Raw genomic sequence first — 17,291 nt, forward strand, 5'->3', positions numbered from 1 at the left:
TTCAGGGTCTGAGTTCCTCCCCAAGAGCCCGTAATGACCAAATCCGAGCTGATCGAAATCCTGGCGCGCCGACAGGCGCATTTGAAGTCGGACGATGTCGATCTGGCCGTGAAGTCGTTGCTGGAAATGATGGGCGGGGCGCTGGCCGGCGGGGATCGCATCGAGATCCGCGGGTTCGGCAGTTTTTCGTTGCACTACCGGCCGGCACGGCTGGGGCGCAATCCCAAGACCGGGGAATCGGTCGCGTTGCCGGGCAAGCATGTCCCGCACTTCAAGCCGGGCAAGGAACTGCGTGAGCGCGTCAGCGCCGTGGTGCCGCTGGAAAGCGATCCTGCCTGAGTGTCCATCCGCCACGGGGCGGATGCATGATTTCCATGGAGTCGGCTGGTAGAGCGGAGTGTTAGTCCGCTACTCTTGAGCCCTACGGAACTGGAGCTGCTGCATGAACATCGTACGTCTGCTGATCCTGCTGGCGGTTCTGGTCGTGGGCCTCATCATCGGCGCCCTCAACTCGCAACCGATCATCATCAGCCTGGGCTTTACCCAGATCAATTCCACCACCGGCGTGGCGATCATCATCGCCCTGTTGTCCGGTGCCCTCATCGGCGGCGGCCTCGTGCTCGCCAGCGTGGTGATCCCGCTGTACGCCAAGCTGCGCCGTGCGCAGAAGGCCGCGCCCGCCGTGGTCGTGGCACCCCCTTCTTCTTCTACATTCGACGGACGCTGAGCGCCGATGGAATTTGTCTCCGAGTGGTTCTGGTTCTTCCTGTTCCTGCCCCTGGCCGCGCTGTCGGGCTGGGTGATCGGGCGTCGCGGTGGCCAGCGCCATGGCGACAACCAGGTCAGCCATCTGTCCAGCACGTATTTCCGCGGCCTGAACTATCTGCTCAATGAGCAGCCGGACAAGGCGATCGAGCTGTTCCTGCACATCGCCGAACTGGACAAGGAAACCTTCGAGACCCAGGTCGCGCTGGGCCATCTGTTCCGCCGCCGCGGTGAGGTGGATCGTGCGATCCGCCTGCACCAGGGCCTGGTCAACCGCGCGGACCTGAGCGATCAGCAACGCGTCCAGGCGCTGCTGGCACTGGGCGAGGACTACATGAAGTCCGGCCTGCTCGACCGCGCCGAAACCGTGTTCACCGAGCTGGCCCAGATCGACCAGCGTGCCCCGCAGGCGCTCAAGCACCTGATCGGCATCTACCAGGCCGAGCGCGATTGGGAAAAGGCGATCGACAACGCCAGCCGCTTCGAGGAAGTCACCGGCGAGCCGATGGGCAAGCTGATCGGTCAGTTCGAGTGCGAGCTGGCCGAGCGCTACCGCGGGGCGGGCAAGATCGACGAAGCGCGCGCCGCGATCGCGCGTGCGTACCAGGCCGATGCGATGTCGGTCCGTGCCGGCATCATCGAAGGCCGCCTGGAAGACGATGCCGGCAACGCCGAAGCAGCGGTCCGTGCGTTCGAACGTGCGGCACGCAACGATCCGGAGTACCTGCCCGAAGTGTTGCAGGCGCTCATGCAGAACTACCGCAAGGTCGGTGATCTCGGCGGCGCACGCGCGTTCCTGTCGGAGATGACCGAGCACTATCGCGGCATCGCGCCGGTGCTGGCGCTGACCCAGTTGATGGAAGAGCAGGAGGGCGTCGCGCCGGCGCGCGCCTACCTCGGGCGCCAGCTCAAGGACCGTCCGTCGGTCCGTGGCGAATCGGCGCTGATCGACCTGACCCTCGCCGAGGGCGCCGATTCCACCGCGACCCTGCACGACCTCAAGCACATCACCGACCAGCTGCTGGTCCGCAACCCGGCGTACCGCTGCACCCGGTGTGGCTTCGGTGCGCGCACCCATCATTGGCAGTGCCCGAGCTGCAAGGAATGGGGCACCGTCAAGCCACTGCTCAACTACGCGGTGCTCTGAACCATGATGGTCGCCTGGATGGCGGGGCTGCTGGCGGTGCTGGCGGTATCGGCGGGCTTGACCTGGGGCGCACGCGCGTATGCGCTGCGTCGCAATCTATTGGATGAGCCGGGCGAGCGGCGCAGCCACGGCGTGGCGACGCCGCGCGGCGGCGGCATCGCGATCGTCCTGACCCTGCTGCTGGCCTGCGTGGTCGCGGCGGTGATCTGGCCGACGGCCTGGATCACGCTCGCGGTGTTCGCGCTGGGCCTGGTGCTCGTCGCCGGGATCGGCTGGTGGGACGACCATCGGCCGCTGCCGGCGGTGCGTCGCCTGCTGGTCCATGTGATCGCCGCGGCACTGCTGGCCGGGCTGGTCTGGCACGCCAGCGGCAATCCCTGGCAGGCGCTGCTGGCGCTGTTGTTCGCCACCTCGTTGATCAACATCTGGAATTTCATGGATGGGATCAACGGCATCGCGACCACCCAGGCGATCCTGGCCGGGCTAGCCTTCGCGATGGTGCTGCCCCCGCCCTATGGGCTGGCCGGCGTGGTACTGGGACTGGCCTGCCTTGGCTTCCTGCCGTTCAACTACCCGCGGGCACGCATCTTCATGGGCGACGTTGGCAGCGGGGCGCTGGGCTATGCCATCGCCGCCCTGGTCTGCCTGGTCAGTGTACGCACCGATATCCACTGGCTGCTGTTGCTGGTGCCGCTTTCGGCCTTTCTTGTGGACGCGGGCTTCACATTGCTTTCGCGCATCCTGTCCGGACAGCGCTGGATGGAACCCCACACGCAGCATCTCTATCAGCGCGCGGTGAAAGGTGGTGCAAGCCACACTTCCGTCACCGGGATGTATCTTGTTTTTGGAATATTCAGTGCGGCAGTGTTTAATGCATGCACGAATTTGCAGCCGAGGTGGGAGGCTGCCGTGGCCATCGCGTGGTTGATCCTCGCGTCCGGTCTTTGGCTGCTCCTGCGCAAGGGAATGCGCAACTAGAAGGATTACGCTGTTTATGACGCCTTGGCAGGACCGACTTACCGGCTTGATGCCCCGTGCGGCCATCGTCGCCCACGACCTGTTCATGGTCTGGGCGTGCTGGCAGCTGCTGCATGCAGGGCGGTACTCGATGCTGGCCGATGCGCCGGCGTTGCCGCTCTGGAACATCGATACCTCGCTGGTGCTGATCATCCAGGCGGTGGTGTTCTGGCGGGTGGGCCTGTATCGCGGCCTGTGGCGCTTCGCCAGCGTCGCCGATCTGCTCAACATCTTCAAAGCCAGCTTCATCGGCCTGCTCGCGATCGTGGTGGCGCTGGCCTACAAGCGCTTCGATGGCGTCCCGATGTCGGTGCTGGTGATCTATCCGTTCGCGCTGTCGGCGCTGCTGGGCGCCCCGCGCCTGCTGTACCGCGCGTGGAAGGACTACCAGGCGCTGCAGTCCGACGTCACCGCCCGCCGTGTGCTGATCCTCGGTGCCGGCCAGGCGGCCGAGGCACTGGTCCGCGATCTGCGTCGTTCCGGTGATTTCGAACCGGTCGGCCTGCTCGACGATGCCCCGCATCTGCAGGGCGCCAAGCTGCAGGGCCTGCCGATCCTGGGCACCCTGGAAGACGCCCCCGCCGTGGTGCGTGAGACCGCCGCCAAGCTGCTGGTGATCGCCATCCCGTCGCTGGATGCCGTGGGCATGCAGCGGGTGGTAGCCATCTGCGAAAGCACCGGCGTGCCGTTCCGCATGGTGCCCAAGCTCAACGACATCCTGCTCGGCCACTCGTTGCCGGGCGAGCTCAAGGAAGTGGCGATCGAGGACCTGCTCGGTCGCAAGCCGATCCTGCCGGACTGGGCGCTGATCCGCGGCTGGCTGGGGGGCCGCACCGTGCTGGTGACCGGCGCCGGTGGTTCGATCGGTTCTGAACTGTGCCGCCAGTGTGCCCGCCACGGGGCAGGGCGCATCGTGCTGGTCGAGATGAGCGAGCTGCTGCTGCTGACCATCGAGGCCGAGCTGCAGCGCAGCTTCCCGGACCTGGTCGTGGAGGCGGTGCTGGGTGACTGCGGCGATCCCGCGGTGATCCGCCACGCGCTGTCGCTGTCGCGGGTGGACTCGGTCTTCCACGCCGCCGCCTACAAGCAGGTGCCGGTGCTGGAGCGCCAGCTGCGCGAAGCGGTGCGCAACAACATCCTGTCCACCGAGACCGTGGCCCGGGCCTGCGTCGAAGCCCGCATCGAGCACTTCGTCTTCATTTCCACCGACAAGGCGGTCGACCCGGTCAATGCGCTGGGCGCCAGCAAGCGCTATGCGGAGATGATCTGCCAGAGCCTGGACCAGAAGACCAGCCACACCCGTTTCGTGACCGTGCGCTTCGGCAACGTGCTGGCCTCGGCCGGCAGCGTGGTGCCGGTGTTCCGCGAGCAGATCCTCAAGGGCGGCCCGGTCACCGTGACCGACCCCGAAGTCACCCGTTACTTCATGACGATTCCCGAGGCCTGCCAGTTGATCCTGCAGGCCGCCGCCTCGGCATCGCATGGGGCGATCTATACCCTGGACATGGGCGAGCCGGTGCCGATCCGCGTGCTGGCCGAGCAGATGATCCGCCTGGCCGGCAAGCAGCCGTACAAGGACATCGCCATCGTCTATACGGGCCTGCGCCCGGGCGAGAAACTGCACGAGACGCTGTTCTATTCGGACGAAGATTATCGCCCGACCGCGCATCCGAAGATTCTCGAGGCCGGTGTGCGCACGTTTGCGCGCGAGCAGGTATTGGCCAACGTGCCGAAACTGCGCGAGGCGATCATCAGTTATGACACCGATGCAATCAACAGCATTCTGTTTGCAACCATGCCGGAGTTTTCTCCGCTGCAACAGGACGATCACGTCAGCTCTGCTAAAGTGCTGGCCTTTCCGGCGCGTGAGGCCAACAGGTTCTGATGAGCAAGCGTATTCGTAAGGCGGTATTTCCTGTCGCGGGGTTGGGAACGCGATTCCTTCCGGCCACCAAAACCGTTCCCAAGGAAATGCTGCCGATTATTGATCGGCCGTTGATCCAGTACGCCGTTGATGAGGCGATCGAGGCGGGCTGTGACACCCTGATCTTCATCACCAACCGCTACAAGCACGCGGTCGCCGATTATTTCGACAAGGCCTACGAGCTGGAGCAGAAACTCGAGCGCGCCGGCAAGAAGGAACAGCTCGAGCTGGTCCGCCATGTGCTGCCGAACGGCGTGCGTGCCGTGTTCGTGACCCAGGCCGAAGCCCTGGGCCTGGGCCATGCGGTGCTGTGCGCGAAGGCGATCGTCGGCGATGAACCGTTCGCGGTGCTGCTGCCGGACGATCTGATCTGGAACCGTGGCAACGGTGCGCTCAAGCAGATGGCCGATGCCAATGAAGCCACCGGCGCCAGCATCATCGCGGTGGAAGACGTGCCGCATGACAAGACCGGCAGCTACGGCATCGTGGCCACCGAGGCCTTCGATGGCCGCCAGGGCAAGATCAGCGCCATCGTCGAGAAGCCCAAGCCGGAAGATGCCCCGAGCGATCTGGCGGTGGTCGGCCGTTATGTGCTGAGCCCGAAGATTTTCGAGCTGCTTGAAGCGACCGGTACCGGTGCGGGTGGGGAAATCCAGCTGACCGATGCGATCGCCGAGCTGCTCAAGACCGAGCGCGTGGATGCGTTCCGCTTCGAGGGCCGCCGCTTCGATTGCGGTACCCATCTGGGTCTGGTCGAGGCAACGATCCGCTTTGCCCTCGACAACGAGAAGCTGGCCGGTCCTGCGCGCGAAGTGCTGCAGAAGATGCTGGCCGAAGGCTGATCGCAAGGCGATCAACCGGTAGGTACCGACCGTTGGTCGGTACGCACCCCAACGAAAAGGGCAGCCTCGCGGCTGCCCTTCTGCGTTTGGTCCGGTTGCCGCACCGACCAACGGTCGGTGCCTACCGGTTCGATCGGTGTTGACCGTCGCATCGGTGATGCCCGTTGCATCGGGTGAAGCCCGTCGCATCGGTGTTGCCCGTTGCATCAGTGATACCCGCTGCATCGGTGCCGACCCATTGGCCGGCACCGATCATTGCCTCACAGCGATTCGAAGATGCCCGCCGCGCCCATGCCGGTGCCGATGCACATGGTCACCATGCCGTACTTCTGCTGGCGACGGCGCAGGCCGTGCAGCAGGGTGGCGGTGCGGATCGCGCCGGTCGCGCCCAGCGGGTGGCCCAGGGCGATCGCGCCGCCCAGCGGGTTGACCTTTGACGGGTCCAGGCCGCAATCGCGGATGACGGCCAGCGACTGCGCTGCGAAGGCTTCGTTGAGTTCGATCCAGTCGAGCTGGTCCTGGGTCAGGCCGGCCTGCTTGAGCGCCTTCGGGATCGCGGCGATCGGGCCGATGCCCATTACTTCCGGGCGCACGCCGGCGACCGAGAAGCTGACGAAGCGGGCCAGCGGGGTCAGGCCGTAATCCTTGATCGCCTGCTCGGACGCCAGCAGCACCGCACCGGCGCCATCGCTCATCTGCGAGGAGTTGCCCGCGGTGACGGTGCCGCCGAACTGGCCGTTGCGGAACACCGGGCGCAGCTTGGCCAGGCCTTCAGCGGACGAATCCAGGCGCGGGCCTTCGTCGGTGTCCACGATCCTGTCGCGGGTGATGATGCGGCGGCCGTCAGCCAGGTCGGGCTGGCGGGTGCGCACGTCGTACGGGCTGATCTCGTCCTTGAACTCGCCGTTCTGGATAGCGGCGATGGCCTTCTGGTGCGAGGCGAGGGCGAACGCATCCTGGTCCTCGCGCGAGACCTTCCACTCTTCGGCGACCTTCTCGGCGGTGATGCCCATGCCGTAGGCGATGGCGACGTGGTCGTTGTCGAACACGCTCGGGGCCATCGCGATCTTGTTGCCCATCATCGGCACCATCGACATCGATTCGGTACCGCCGGCCAGCATCAGGTCCGAGTTGCCCAGGCGGATCTGGTCGGCGGCCATGGCCACGGCCTGCAGGCCGGAAGAGCAGAAGCGGTTGACGGTCTGCGCGGCGATGGTGTCCGGCAGGCCGGCCAGCAGCACGCCGATGCGCGCCACGTTCATGCCCTGCTCGGCTTCGGGCATCGCGCAGCCGATGATCGCGTCATCGATGCGGTTGACGTCCACGCCCGGCGCCTGCGCGACCACGGCGCGGAGCACGTGGGCCAGCATGTCGTCGGGACGGGTATTGCGGAACACGCCCTTGGGCGCCTTGCCCACCGGGGTGCGGGTGGCGGCGACGATGTAGGCGTCCTGGATTTGCTTGGTCATTGCAGTGATCTCTTGAATGTGGGGACAGGTGTGCCGACCAATGGTCGGCACCTACCGGGCGCGGACGGGTCCGTCGCGCCCGGCGCGCCATCAATTACGCAGCGGCTTGCCGGTCTTGAGCATGTGCGCGATGCGGGCCTGGGTCTTTTCCTGCTGGGCCAGTTCGACGAAGTGCTTGCGCTCCAGCGTCAGCAGCCACTCTTCGTCCACCAGCGTGCCGCGATCCACTTCGCCGCCGCACAGCACGGTGGCGATGCGCACGGCGATCTCGTAGTCGTACGGGCTGATGAAGCGGCCTTCCAGCATGTTGACCAGCATCATCTTGAACGTGGCGATGCCGACGTCACCGGCGACCTGGATGCGGCGGGCCGGCATCGGCGGACGGTAGCCGCCTTCGGCCAGCGCCAGCACTTCGGCCTTGGCGATGTGCAGTGCTTCGAAGCTGTTGAACACGACCTTGTCGGTCGCGCGCATCAGGCCCAGTTCCTTGGCGTTGACCGCCGAGTTGGAGACCTTGGCCATCGCGACGGTTTCGAAGGTCTTCTTCAGCTCGGCGAACACGTCGCCGCCCGGACCGGCCGCCTGCGAGGCACGCACGGCCAGTTCCTTCAGGCCACCACCGGCCGGCAGCAGGCCGACGCCGGCCTCGACCAGGCCGATGTAGCTTTCCAGCGCAGCCACGCTCTTGGCGCTGTGCATCTGGAACTCGCAGCCACCGCCCAGGGCCAGGCCGCGCACGGCGGTCACCACCGGCACCAGCGAATACTTGATCGCCTGGCTGGTGCGCTGGAAGTTGTGCACCATCTCTTCGAACTGGTCGACCTTGCCGGCCTGCAGCAGGCCGAGCGCGCCGGCCAGATCGGCACCGGCGGAGAAGGGCTCCTTCTGCTGCCAGATCACCAGGCCCTTGTAGTCCTGCTCGGCGCGCTTGATCGCTTCCTGCAGGCCGTTGAGCACATGGTCGGAAACGGTGTTCATCTTGGTCTTGAAGCTGACCACCGCGATGCCGTCGCCGTCGTGCCACATGCGCACGCCGTCGTTCTCGAACACGGTTTCGCCCGGGCTGAAGCTCTCGCCCAGCAGCGGATCCGGGAAGCGCTGGCGCTGGTACACCGGCAGCGCCGAGCGCGGCAGCTTGGCGTTGCGCGACGGGCTGTAGCTGCCTTCGGCGGCGTGCACGCCGTCGCGGCCATCGAACACCCAGTCCGGCAGCGGGGCGTTGCTCATGCTCTTGCCGGCGACGATGTCATCGGCGATCCACTGCGCGACCTGCTTCCAGCCGGCGGCCTGCCAGGTTTCGAACGGGCCCAGCGACCAGCCGTAGCCCCAGCGGATGGCCAGGTCGACGTCGCGCGCGGTCTCGGCGATGTCGGCCAGGTGGTAGGCGCTGTAATGGAACAGGTCGCGGAAGGTCGCCCACAGGAACTGCGCCTGCGGATGCTGGCTCTCGCGCAGCTTGGCGAACTTCTCGGCCGGGTTCTTGATCTTCAGGATCTCGACCACTTCCGGGGCGGCGGTGCGATCGGCCGGGCGGTAGTCCTGCTTTTCCAGGTCGAGGACGACGATGTCCTTGCCGACCTTGCGGAAGATGCCGGCACCGGTCTTCTGGCCGAGCGCGCCCTTGGCGATCAATGCGTCCAGCCACTTCGGCGATTTGAAGAATTCATGCCACGGATCGTTCGGCAGGGTATCGCCCATGGTCTTGATCACATGCGCCATCGTGTCCAGGCCGACCACGTCGGAGGTGCGGTAGGTGGCCGACTTCGGGCGGCCGACCAGCGGGCCGGTCAGCCCGTCGACTTCATCGAAGCCCAGGCCGAATTCCTGCGTGTGGTGGATGGTGGACAGGATCGAGAACACGCCGATGCGGTTGCCGATGAAGTTCGGGGTGTCCTTGGCGTACACCACGCCCTTGCCCAGGGTGGTGACCAGGAACGCTTCCAGGCCTTCCAGCACGGCGGCATCGGTGGTGGTGGCCGGGATCAGCTCGGCCAGGTGCATGTAGCGCGGCGGGTTGAAGAAGTGCACGCCGCAGAAGCGGTGGCGCAGCTGCTCGGGCAGCACGTCGGCGAGCTTGTTGATGCCCAGGCCGGAGGTGTTGGAGGCGAGCACCGCGTGATCGGCCACGAACGGGGCGATCTTCTTGTACAGGTCCTGCTTCCAGTCCATGCGTTCGGCGATGGCTTCGATGATCAGGTCGCAGTCTTTCAGCTGCTCCAGGCCGGTCTCATAGTTGGCCGGCGTGATCGCCTCTGCGTAGGACTTGCTGGCGAGCGGGGCCGGGCTGAGCTTGCCCAGGTTGGCGATGGCCTTGAGCACGATGCCATCGGCCGGACCTTCCTTCGCGGGGAGGTCGAACAGCACCGTGTCGACGCCGGCGTTGGTCAGGTGGGCGGCGATCTGGGCACCCATGACGCCGGCACCCAGCACGGCGGCACGGCGGACTAGCAGGGAATTGGACATGTCGATAAGCCTTTGTTGGTCGGGCAGCCGGGCAGCGCCTGGCTCTACGGGGTGGAAAGGGAGGTCGTCGAAGCGCTCGAGGCCGCGCTGGCGCGGAATCCTGCGTCGGCGAAATGAATCAGTTCCTGGGCGGCATGGGCACGATGCGCCGCTTCGGTGACACCGGCGGGTCGCTTGATCAGGCCGAAGTCGGCCATGGCATAGGTCAGCGAGCCGGCGAGGAAGTCCAGGCGCCAGTACAGCTCTTCCTTGCTCAGCCCCGGCACACAGGCGGAGATCGCCTTGCCGAAGTCGCGCAGGACATGGCCGTAATGGTCGGAGAGGAACTTGCGCAGGTTGTCGTTCTTTTCGGCGTAGGCGCGGGCGATGACCCGCACGAACGCGCCGCCGGTCTGGCGGTCCTGGGCCATGGCCAGCGCCGGTTCGACGAAGGCGGCCAGCACCGGGCGCAGTTCACCGGGGTGTTCGCGACGGGCGGCGTCCAGCTGGGCCAGGCGCGCCGAGGTCATTTCATCCATCCGGCGGCGGAAGACCTCGTTGACCAGGTTTTCCTTGGAACCGAAGTGGTAGTTGACCGCGGCGATGTTCACATCGGCCTGGCTGGTGACCTGGCGCAGCGAGGTGCCCGCGAACCCGTGCAGGGCGAACAGTTCCTCGGCGGCGCCGAGGATGCGGTCCTTGGTGGAGAAGTGGGCGGGTTTGGCCATGGGGCAGGGAAGTTCAATCAAACGATTGTTTGATATTAGACCCGTGGATGCGCGTCCGCATTGTGCGGCGCAGCAGAGCGGGCCATCTGTTCATCCCCGCTCGAGGTAGTGCCGGCCGCTGGCCGGCACCCCGTCATTCCCTGAACGGGGCGCACAACCACTGCAGCCATGGCGTTGCCGGCCCGCGGCCGGCACTACCGTACCGTGGGCTTACACGTTAGAATTGGCGCACGTATATCAGGCTAAGCCCGCGTTTTGACGCGGGTTTTTTTCATGTTAACCTCGGGCCGATCAAGTGGCCCGCCCAACGGAGTATTCCCATGGCGCTGGAGCGCACCCTTTCCATCATCAAGCCGGACGCCGTCGCCAAGAACGTCATCGGTGAAATCTACGCCCGCTTTGAAAAGGCCGGCCTGAAGGTCGTCGCCGCCAAGTACAAGCAGCTGTCGCGCCGTGAAGCCGAAGGCTTCTACGCCGTGCACCGCGAGCGTCCGTTCTTCAACGCGCTGGTCGAGTTCATGATCTCCGGCCCGGTGATGATCCAGGCGCTGGAAGGCGAGAACGCCGTGCTGGCCCACCGCGACCTGCTGGGCGCCACCAATCCGAAGGAAGCCGCCGCCGGTACCATCCGCGCCGACTTCGCTGAATCCATCGATGCCAATGCCGCCCACGGCTCGGACTCGGTTGAGAATGCCGCGATCGAAATCGCCTACTTCTTCGCCGCGACTGAAGTCGTCTCGCGCTGAGAGTGATGCCGTGAACGAGGTCGTACAGCCCACCGCCATCCCATCCGTGCTCGTGTCGAGCCCGGCTGTGGCCAAGCAGAACCTGCTCGACCTCGATCGCGAGGGTCTGGAGCGCTTCTTCGCCGAGACTCTCGGCGAAGCGCGCTACCGTGCCCATCAGGTGATGAAGTGGATCCACCATCACTACGTCACCGATTTCGATGACATGACCGACCTCGGCAAGGCGCTGCGCGCCAAGCTCAAGCAGCATGCCGAGGTGCTGGTCCCCAACATCGTGTTCGATAAGCCCTCCGCCGATGGCACCCACAAGTGGCTGCTGGCCATGGGCACCGACGGCAAGAACGCGATCGAAGCGGTCTACATCCCGGACAAGAACCGCGGCACGCTGTGCGTGTCCTCGCAGGTCGGCTGCGCGCTGAACTGCACGTTCTGTTCGACCGCGACCCAGGGCTTCAACCGCAACCTCTCCACCGCCGAGATCATCGGCCAGGTGTGGGTGGCGGCGCGCCATCTGGGCAACATCCCGCACAAGCAGCGTCGTCTCACCAACGTGGTGATGATGGGCATGGGCGAGCCGTTGATGAATTTCGACAACGTCGTGCGCGCCATGAGCGTGATGCGCGACGATCTGGGCTACGGCCTGGCCAACAAGCGCGTGACGCTGTCCACCTCCGGCCTGGTGCCGCAGATCGACCGGCTGTCCGCCGAGAGCGACGTGTCGCTGGCGGTGTCGCTGCATGCGCCCAATGATGCGCTGCGCGAGACCCTGGTCCCGCTCAACAAGAAGTACCCGATCGTCGAGCTGATGGCCTCGTGCGCACGCTACCTGCGCGCCAACAAGCGCCGCGAATCGGTCACCTTCGAATACACCCTGATGAAGGGGATCAACGACCAGCCCGAGCACGCCCGCCAGCTGGCGCGGCTGATGCGCCAGTTCGACAACGCCGTGCAGGCCTCGAACGCGGGCAAGGTCAACCTGATTCCGTTCAATCCATTCCCGGGCACGCGCTATGAGCGTTCCGGCGAAACCGACATCCGCGCCTTCCAGAAGATCCTGCTCGATGCGAAGGTGCTGACGATGGTGCGGCGCACCCGTGGCGACGACATCGATGCCGCCTGTGGCCAGCTCAAGGGCCAGGTCATGGATCGCACGCGCCGACAGGCCGAGTTCAACAAAACGCTGCAGGACGGGAAAAACCGGGATGCCGCTGCCTGATCGCCGATTGCCAGCCGTTGTTTTCATCGCGCTGGCATTGGCCGGCTGCGGCAAACAGGGCATCAAACCGCCGTCCGGTACCCTCGAGGTCGCGCCGACCTATGAGGCCCGCGACAACCCCGAGATCCGCAAGCGCGTGAACTACCAGGACCAGATGGTCCTGGCCGGCGAGTCGCTGCGTGCGGGCTCGCCGGAGGCGGCCGAGAAGCGGGTGCGGGCGGCGATGAAGATCGATGCGCGGCGTCCCGAGGCCTACATGCTGCTGGCGGCCATCGCCGCCCAGCGCGGCAACCAGGCCGAGGCGGGGCAGTTGTACGCCAAGGCCGCCGAGCTGGGCCCGGAGCGCGGCGATGTGCTCAACAATTATGGCGCGTGGCTATGTGCTCATGGCCGTCCGGCCGAGTCGCTGGTCTGGTTTGATCGGGCCCTCCAGGCGCCGGGCTATACGACGCCGGCCTCTGCCCTGGCCAATGCCGGTGGCTGTGCGCTGGATGCCGGGCAGCCCGAACGGGCGGTTCCGGACCTGCGCCGGGCGCTTGAGATCGATCCGGTCAATGCCTACGCGCTGGAGTCGATGGCCCGCAACGAGTTCGCCCAAGGGCGTTATTTCGAGGCCCGCGCCTTTTCGCAACGGCGTTTGACGGCTGCACCGGCCACACGTTCCGTGTTACAACTTGCGTCTCAAATCGAGGCGCGGCTTGGCGACAGCGTGGCATCCGGTCGCTATCTGCAGCGAATTCATGACGAATTTCCGCAGGATGCGGCACCTAATCCCCGGGGTTGAAGCATTGTGATTGATGACCAGACTGTGAACGCTTTTGATACTGCGGCCGGTTGCGGAGCTCGTCTTCGCCAGGCCCGGGAAGCGGCCGGACTGACCCTGGAGGCGGTGGGGCAGCAGCTGCACATGCCGGTCCAGGTCGTGAAGTCCCTCGAAGACGAGCAGTGGCAGCGCCTCGGCGCGCCGGTCTTCGTCCGCGGCCAGCTGCGCAGCTACGCCCGTCTGCTCAAGGTGGACATCGGCGATATCCTCGAGCAGGCCCATATCGGGCCGATCGTGCCGCCGCAGCTGGTCAGCCATACCCATACCCCGCGGGCGCGGCGCATTGCCGAGAGCCTGGGGCGTCGCGTCCTGTATGTCGGCATCACCGCGGTTCTGGCCGTGCCGGTCTGGTTCGCCACCCGCGGCCATTTCGATGGCACGGCGAGCACCCCGAACACCGCCTCGCTGGATGTGATCCCGGCGGCGGTGCCGGTGGCCGGTGGCGAGACCCCGGATCCGGCCGCACCCGCGGCGGTCGAGGCGGCCAAGCCGACGGCACCGGCAGCACCGTACCTGGCATCGCTGACCCCGGTCCCGCGTCCGGCGTCCGCGCCGATGCCGCCGGCCGGCGCGCTGAGCCTGCAGTTCAAAGGCGACAGCTGGGTGGACATCTCCGGGCCGGACGGCGCCACCGTCGAGAAGGCCCTGATCAAGTCGGGCGAGACCCGCAGCTTCGCACCGGGCCAGGTGGCCCGCATGGTGCTGGGCAATGCATCGGCGGTCGAGGTTCAGCAGGCCGGCACTATCGTCGACCTTTCGCCGTACCAGCGAGCCAACGTGGCACGCTTTACGGTATCCTCTGACGGCTCCGTGGTCCCAGTTTCGCACTGAACCGCGTTTCCCCAATCCAATTCAAATAGCTCCTCCTCATGGGCGGGGCGAGAGTACGCATGGCGATCGACGACCTGCTCGACGAGCACGAACAAAGTGAACGCGTCCGCGGCTGGCTGCGGAAGAATGGTGTCAGCATCCTCGCTGGCGTAGCCATCGCGATCGGTGGCATCTGGGGCTGGAAAGAATGGCAGACCCGGCACAGCAACAGCCTGGCCGGCGCCAACGTCCAGTACCAGATCGTCCTCAAGAGCCTGGAAGACAAGGATCTGGAGCAGGCCGCCAAGGGTGTGAAGGACCTGGAAAGCGGCAAGGCCAACATCTATGCCGATCTGGCTGCCCTGCAGCTGGCCAAGGCCCAGGTCGATGCCGGCAAGAACGAAGACGCGCTGGCGACCCTGCGCGCGATCAAGGCCGACCCCGAATTCAAGCCGGTGATCGAGCAGCGCGTCGCGCGCCTGCTGGTGGCCACCGGCAAGACCGAGGATGCGATCAAGCAGCTCGGCACCGCTACCGACAGCGCCAGCCTGGAAATCCATGGCGATGCACTGATGGCGCAGGGCAAGCGTGATGCTGCCCGCGAGCAGTATGAGAAGGCGCTCAAGACGCTGGACGTGGCAGCGCCCCAGCGGCGCCTGCTGGAAACCAAGTTGACGGATGCCGGTGGCACCGTCACCGATCCTGCGGAGTCGGTGTAATGAATCAGATGGTCATGATCAAGCGCGTTGCCACGGTTGCCCTGTTGGGCATGGCCCTGACCGGCTGCAGCACGATGAAGGGCTGGTTCGCCGGCAAGGACGCGGCGGCCAAGAAGGCGCTGGAACCGGCTGAACTGGTCAAGTTCGATGCCACCGCCAAGGTCGACAAGATCTGGACGGCCAACGTCGGCAAGGGCGAGAAGCGCATCGGCGTCCGCCAGGGCCCGGTGGTCGCCGATGGCCGCGTCTACGCAGCCGCCATCTACGGTGGCGTGCATGCCATCGACCTGCAGACCGGCAAGAAGGTCTGGACCTACGAGCCGGCCAAGGAAAAGAAGAAGCCCAAGCTTCGTCTGTCCGGTGGCCCGGGCGTGGGTGACGGCCTGGTCGTCATCGGCACCCTGGACGGCGAAGTCATCGCGTTGAACGCGGCCGACGGCACCGAAAAGTGGCGTGCCAAGGTGCCGGGTGAAGTGATTTCCGCACCGGCCGTGGGCCAGGGCATGGTGTTCGTGCGCAGCAACGACGGTCGCGTGACCGGCCTGGATGCCGAAAACGGCACCCAGCGCTGGTTCAACCCGCGCGAGCTGCCGGCACTGACCGTGCGCGGCAACGCGCCGGTCGTCACCGGCCCGGGCGTGCTGTTCATCGGCAACGACGACGGCTCCGTCGCCGCGCTGGCCATGCAGGACGGCCGCACGCTGTGGGACCAGATGGTCGGCACCGGCGAAGGCCGTACCGAGCTGGACCGCATGGCCGATATCGACGGCGCGCCGGTGCTGGAAGGCAATACGCTGTTCGTGAGCAGTTTCAAGAGCCAGACCATGGCGATCGAGGGCCCGACCGGCCGTCCGCTGTGGGCCCGTGATCATGGTGGCGCCGGCGGCGTGGCCCTGACCTCGAGCACTGTGTTCGTCACCGACAACAAGGGCGGCGTGTTCGGCCTGGACAAGGCCAGCGGTTCGGCCATGTGGTCGCAGACGGGCCTGGCCCGTCGTTCGCTGACCGGTCCGGTCATCCACGGCGATTACGTTGTGGTCGGTGATTACAAGGGGTATCTGCACTGGTTGCGGACCGATAACGGTGAGTTCGCGGCGCGCGCCAAGAGTGGCGGCGACGCCCTCCTGGCCCAGCCGGTAGCCGCCGATGGGATTCTGCTGGTGCAGAACGTTGATGGAAAGCTGACCGCATTCCGGTTGGCACAATAAGGAGTTACCGCGATGCTGCCCTTGGTCGCCCTGGTTGGACGGCCGAATGTCGGCAAGTCCACGCTGTTCAATGCGTTTACCCGTACGCGCGACGCGCTGGTCCATGACCAGCCCGGCGTGACCCGGGACCGTAATTACGGTGTTTGTCGTCTTGATGAGGACCACCCGTTCCTGGTGGTCGATACCGGCGGTATCGCCGGTGAAGAAGAAGGTCTGGCCGGCGCTACCGCCCGTCAGGCCCGCGCCGCGGCTGCCGAGGCGGACCTGATCCTGTTCGTGGTCGATGCCCGTGAGGGCCCGATGGACGACGAGATCCTGTCCTGGCTGCGCAGGCTGGCCCGTCCGACCCTGCTGTTGATCAACAAGATCGACGGCATGAACGAAGACACCGTGCGTTCGGAGTTCGCCCGTTACGGCTTCAGCGAAATGCTGACCGTCTCGGCCGCGCACCGCCAGGGCCTGGATGATCTGCTGGACGAGGTCGTGGAACGGTTGCCGGAAGAGGGCACCACCGAGACCCTGGACACCGATCCGAACCGCATTCGCATCGCCTTCGTCGGCCGCCCCAACGTGGGCAAGTCGACGCTGGTCAATCGTCTGCTCGGCGAAGAGCGCATGATCGCCTCCGAAGTGCCCGGTACCACCCGCGACTCGATCGCGGTGGACATGGAGCGCGACGGGCGTGAGTACCGCCTGATCGATACCGCCGGCCTGCGTCGCAAGGCGCGTGTCGAGGAAGTGGTCGAGAAGTTCAGCGTCATCAAGACCCTGCAGGCCATCGAGCAGTGCCAGGTCGCGGTGCTGATGCTGGATGCCTCCGAAGGCGTGACCGATCAGGACGCCAGCGTGCTCGGCGCGGTGCTCGATGCCGGCCGTGCGTTGGTGGTGGCGATCAACAAGTGGGATGGCCTGACCGATTACCAGCGCGAGCAGGCTGAAGCGCTGGTATCGCGCAAGCTCGGCTTCGTGCCCTGGGCGGAAGTGGTGCGCATCTCGGCCAAGCATGGCTCGGGCCTGCGTGAGCTGTTCCGCTGCATCCACGCCGCGCACGCCTCCGCGACGCACGAGTTCAGCACCAGCGAAGTCAACAAGGCGCTGGAAACGGCCTACGAGACCAACCCGCCGCCGGCGATCCGTGGTCACGTGTCCAAGCTGCGTTACGTGCATCCGGGCGGTTCCAATCCGCCGACCTTCATCGTCCACGGCACCCGTCTGAAAGACCTGCCGGAGTCGTACAAGCGCTACCTGGAGAACTTCTTCCGCAAGCGCTTCAAGCTGGTCGGCACGCCCGTGCAGTTCATCTTCCGCGAGGGTGTGAACCCGTACGAAGGCAAGAAGAACGTGCTCACCGAACGTCAGCTCAAGCGCAAGCGCCGCTTGATCAAGCACGTCAAGGGCAAGTGATTCAAAGAAGAGCCGGCGAAAGCCGGCTCTT

At 65.8% G+C, this 17,291-nt stretch carries 16 protein-coding genes; 13 read left to right on the forward strand and 3 right to left on the reverse strand.

Annotated features, from left to right (window positions below):
* Nucleotides 1-33: 33 nt before the first annotated feature.
* The 6 genes from ABE434_RS04645 (at nucleotide 34) to galU (ending at nucleotide 5,695) form a co-directional block, all read left to right on the forward strand.
* Nucleotides 34-339 (forward strand): integration host factor subunit beta, encoded by a 306-nt coding sequence (locus tag ABE434_RS04645; protein ID WP_019183098.1) that lies wholly within the window; start codon nucleotides 34-36, stop codon nucleotides 337-339.
* Between the two features lie 103 nt (nucleotides 340-442).
* Nucleotides 443-727, forward strand: coding sequence for a LapA family protein (locus ABE434_RS04650; RefSeq protein ID WP_121042138.1), 285 nt, complete (start codon nucleotides 443-445; stop codon nucleotides 725-727).
* A gap of 6 nt (nucleotides 728-733) precedes the next feature.
* Nucleotides 734-1,912, forward strand: coding sequence for a lipopolysaccharide assembly protein LapB (lapB, locus tag ABE434_RS04655; RefSeq protein ID WP_176989792.1), 1,179 nt, complete (start codon nucleotides 734-736; stop codon nucleotides 1,910-1,912).
* Nucleotides 1,913-1,915: 3 nt separating this feature from the next.
* Nucleotides 1,916-2,890, forward strand: coding sequence for a glycosyltransferase family 4 protein (locus tag ABE434_RS04660; RefSeq protein WP_179459133.1), 975 nt, complete (start codon nucleotides 1,916-1,918; stop codon nucleotides 2,888-2,890).
* A 16-nt stretch (nucleotides 2,891-2,906) separates the two neighbouring features.
* Nucleotides 2,907-4,814, forward strand: coding sequence for a nucleoside-diphosphate sugar epimerase/dehydratase (locus tag ABE434_RS04665; protein ID WP_176989794.1), 1,908 nt, complete (start codon nucleotides 2,907-2,909; stop codon nucleotides 4,812-4,814).
* Nucleotides 4,814-5,695 carry a UTP--glucose-1-phosphate uridylyltransferase GalU gene (gene galU / locus ABE434_RS04670; protein ID WP_346477995.1) on the forward strand — a complete coding sequence of 294 codons (882 nt, stop codon included), beginning with the start codon at nucleotides 4,814-4,816 and terminating at the stop codon, nucleotides 5,693-5,695. The genes ABE434_RS04665 and galU overlap by 1 nt, the downstream gene beginning before the upstream one ends.
* A 260-nt stretch (nucleotides 5,696-5,955) precedes the next feature.
* Here the strand turns inward: galU and ABE434_RS04675 are convergent, their stop codons facing one another.
* The 3 genes from ABE434_RS04675 to ABE434_RS04685 all read right to left on the reverse strand — a co-directional run bounded on the left by ABE434_RS04675 (nucleotide 5,956) and on the right by ABE434_RS04685 (nucleotide 10,334).
* On the reverse strand, nucleotides 5,956-7,164 hold the full coding sequence (locus ABE434_RS04675) for an acetyl-CoA C-acyltransferase (protein WP_346477996.1): 1,209 nt from the start codon (nucleotides 7,162-7,164) through the stop codon (nucleotides 5,956-5,958).
* A gap of 90 nt (nucleotides 7,165-7,254) precedes the next feature.
* Nucleotides 7,255-9,627, reverse strand: coding sequence for a 3-hydroxyacyl-CoA dehydrogenase/enoyl-CoA hydratase family protein (locus tag ABE434_RS04680; protein ID WP_346477997.1), 2,373 nt, complete (start codon nucleotides 9,625-9,627; stop codon nucleotides 7,255-7,257).
* Nucleotides 9,628-9,671: 44 nt separating this feature from the next.
* Nucleotides 9,672-10,334, reverse strand: coding sequence for a TetR family transcriptional regulator (locus ABE434_RS04685; RefSeq protein WP_176989798.1), 663 nt, complete (start codon nucleotides 10,332-10,334; stop codon nucleotides 9,672-9,674).
* Nucleotides 10,335-10,654: 320 nt separating this feature from the next.
* On the opposite strand from ABE434_RS04685, the gene ndk reads away from it, so the two are divergent.
* From ndk to der, 7 genes are read left to right on the forward strand one after another with little or no spacing between them, the layout of a single operon-like run.
* A complete protein-coding gene (ndk, locus tag ABE434_RS04690; RefSeq protein ID WP_008265389.1) occupies nucleotides 10,655-11,080 on the forward strand; it encodes a nucleoside-diphosphate kinase in 426 nt (141 codons plus the stop codon).
* A 10-nt stretch (nucleotides 11,081-11,090) separates the two neighbouring features.
* On the forward strand, nucleotides 11,091-12,296 hold the full coding sequence (gene rlmN / locus ABE434_RS04695; protein WP_346477998.1) for a 23S rRNA (adenine(2503)-C(2))-methyltransferase RlmN: 1,206 nt from the start codon (nucleotides 11,091-11,093) through the stop codon (nucleotides 12,294-12,296).
* A complete protein-coding gene (gene pilW, locus ABE434_RS04700; RefSeq protein WP_179459126.1) occupies nucleotides 12,283-13,080 on the forward strand; it encodes a type IV pilus biogenesis/stability protein PilW in 798 nt (265 codons plus the stop codon). Before rlmN ends, pilW begins: the two co-directional genes overlap by 14 nt.
* 6 nt (nucleotides 13,081-13,086) lie before the next feature.
* Entirely contained in the window at nucleotides 13,087-13,950 is an 864-nt protein-coding gene (locus ABE434_RS04705; protein WP_346477999.1) for a RodZ domain-containing protein, read from the forward strand.
* Nucleotides 13,951-14,009: 59 nt separating this feature from the next.
* A complete protein-coding gene (locus ABE434_RS04710) occupies nucleotides 14,010-14,648 on the forward strand; it encodes a tetratricopeptide repeat protein (RefSeq protein ID WP_176989802.1) in 639 nt (212 codons plus the stop codon).
* Nucleotides 14,648-15,856, forward strand: a complete 1,209-nt coding sequence (gene bamB / locus ABE434_RS04715; protein ID WP_176989803.1) for an outer membrane protein assembly factor BamB — start codon at nucleotides 14,648-14,650, stop codon at nucleotides 15,854-15,856. Before ABE434_RS04710 ends, bamB begins: the two co-directional genes overlap by 1 nt.
* 12 nt (nucleotides 15,857-15,868) lie before the next feature.
* Nucleotides 15,869-17,260, forward strand: a complete 1,392-nt coding sequence (der, locus tag ABE434_RS04720) for a ribosome biogenesis GTPase Der (protein WP_121042160.1) — start codon at nucleotides 15,869-15,871, stop codon at nucleotides 17,258-17,260.
* The last annotated feature ends 31 nt before the right edge of the window (nucleotides 17,261-17,291 follow it).

It is taken from the genome of Stenotrophomonas sp. TWI1183, from assembly GCF_039673115.1.
In the GTDB taxonomy this organism is placed as follows: domain Bacteria; phylum Pseudomonadota; class Gammaproteobacteria; order Xanthomonadales; family Xanthomonadaceae; genus Stenotrophomonas; species Stenotrophomonas maltophilia_AA.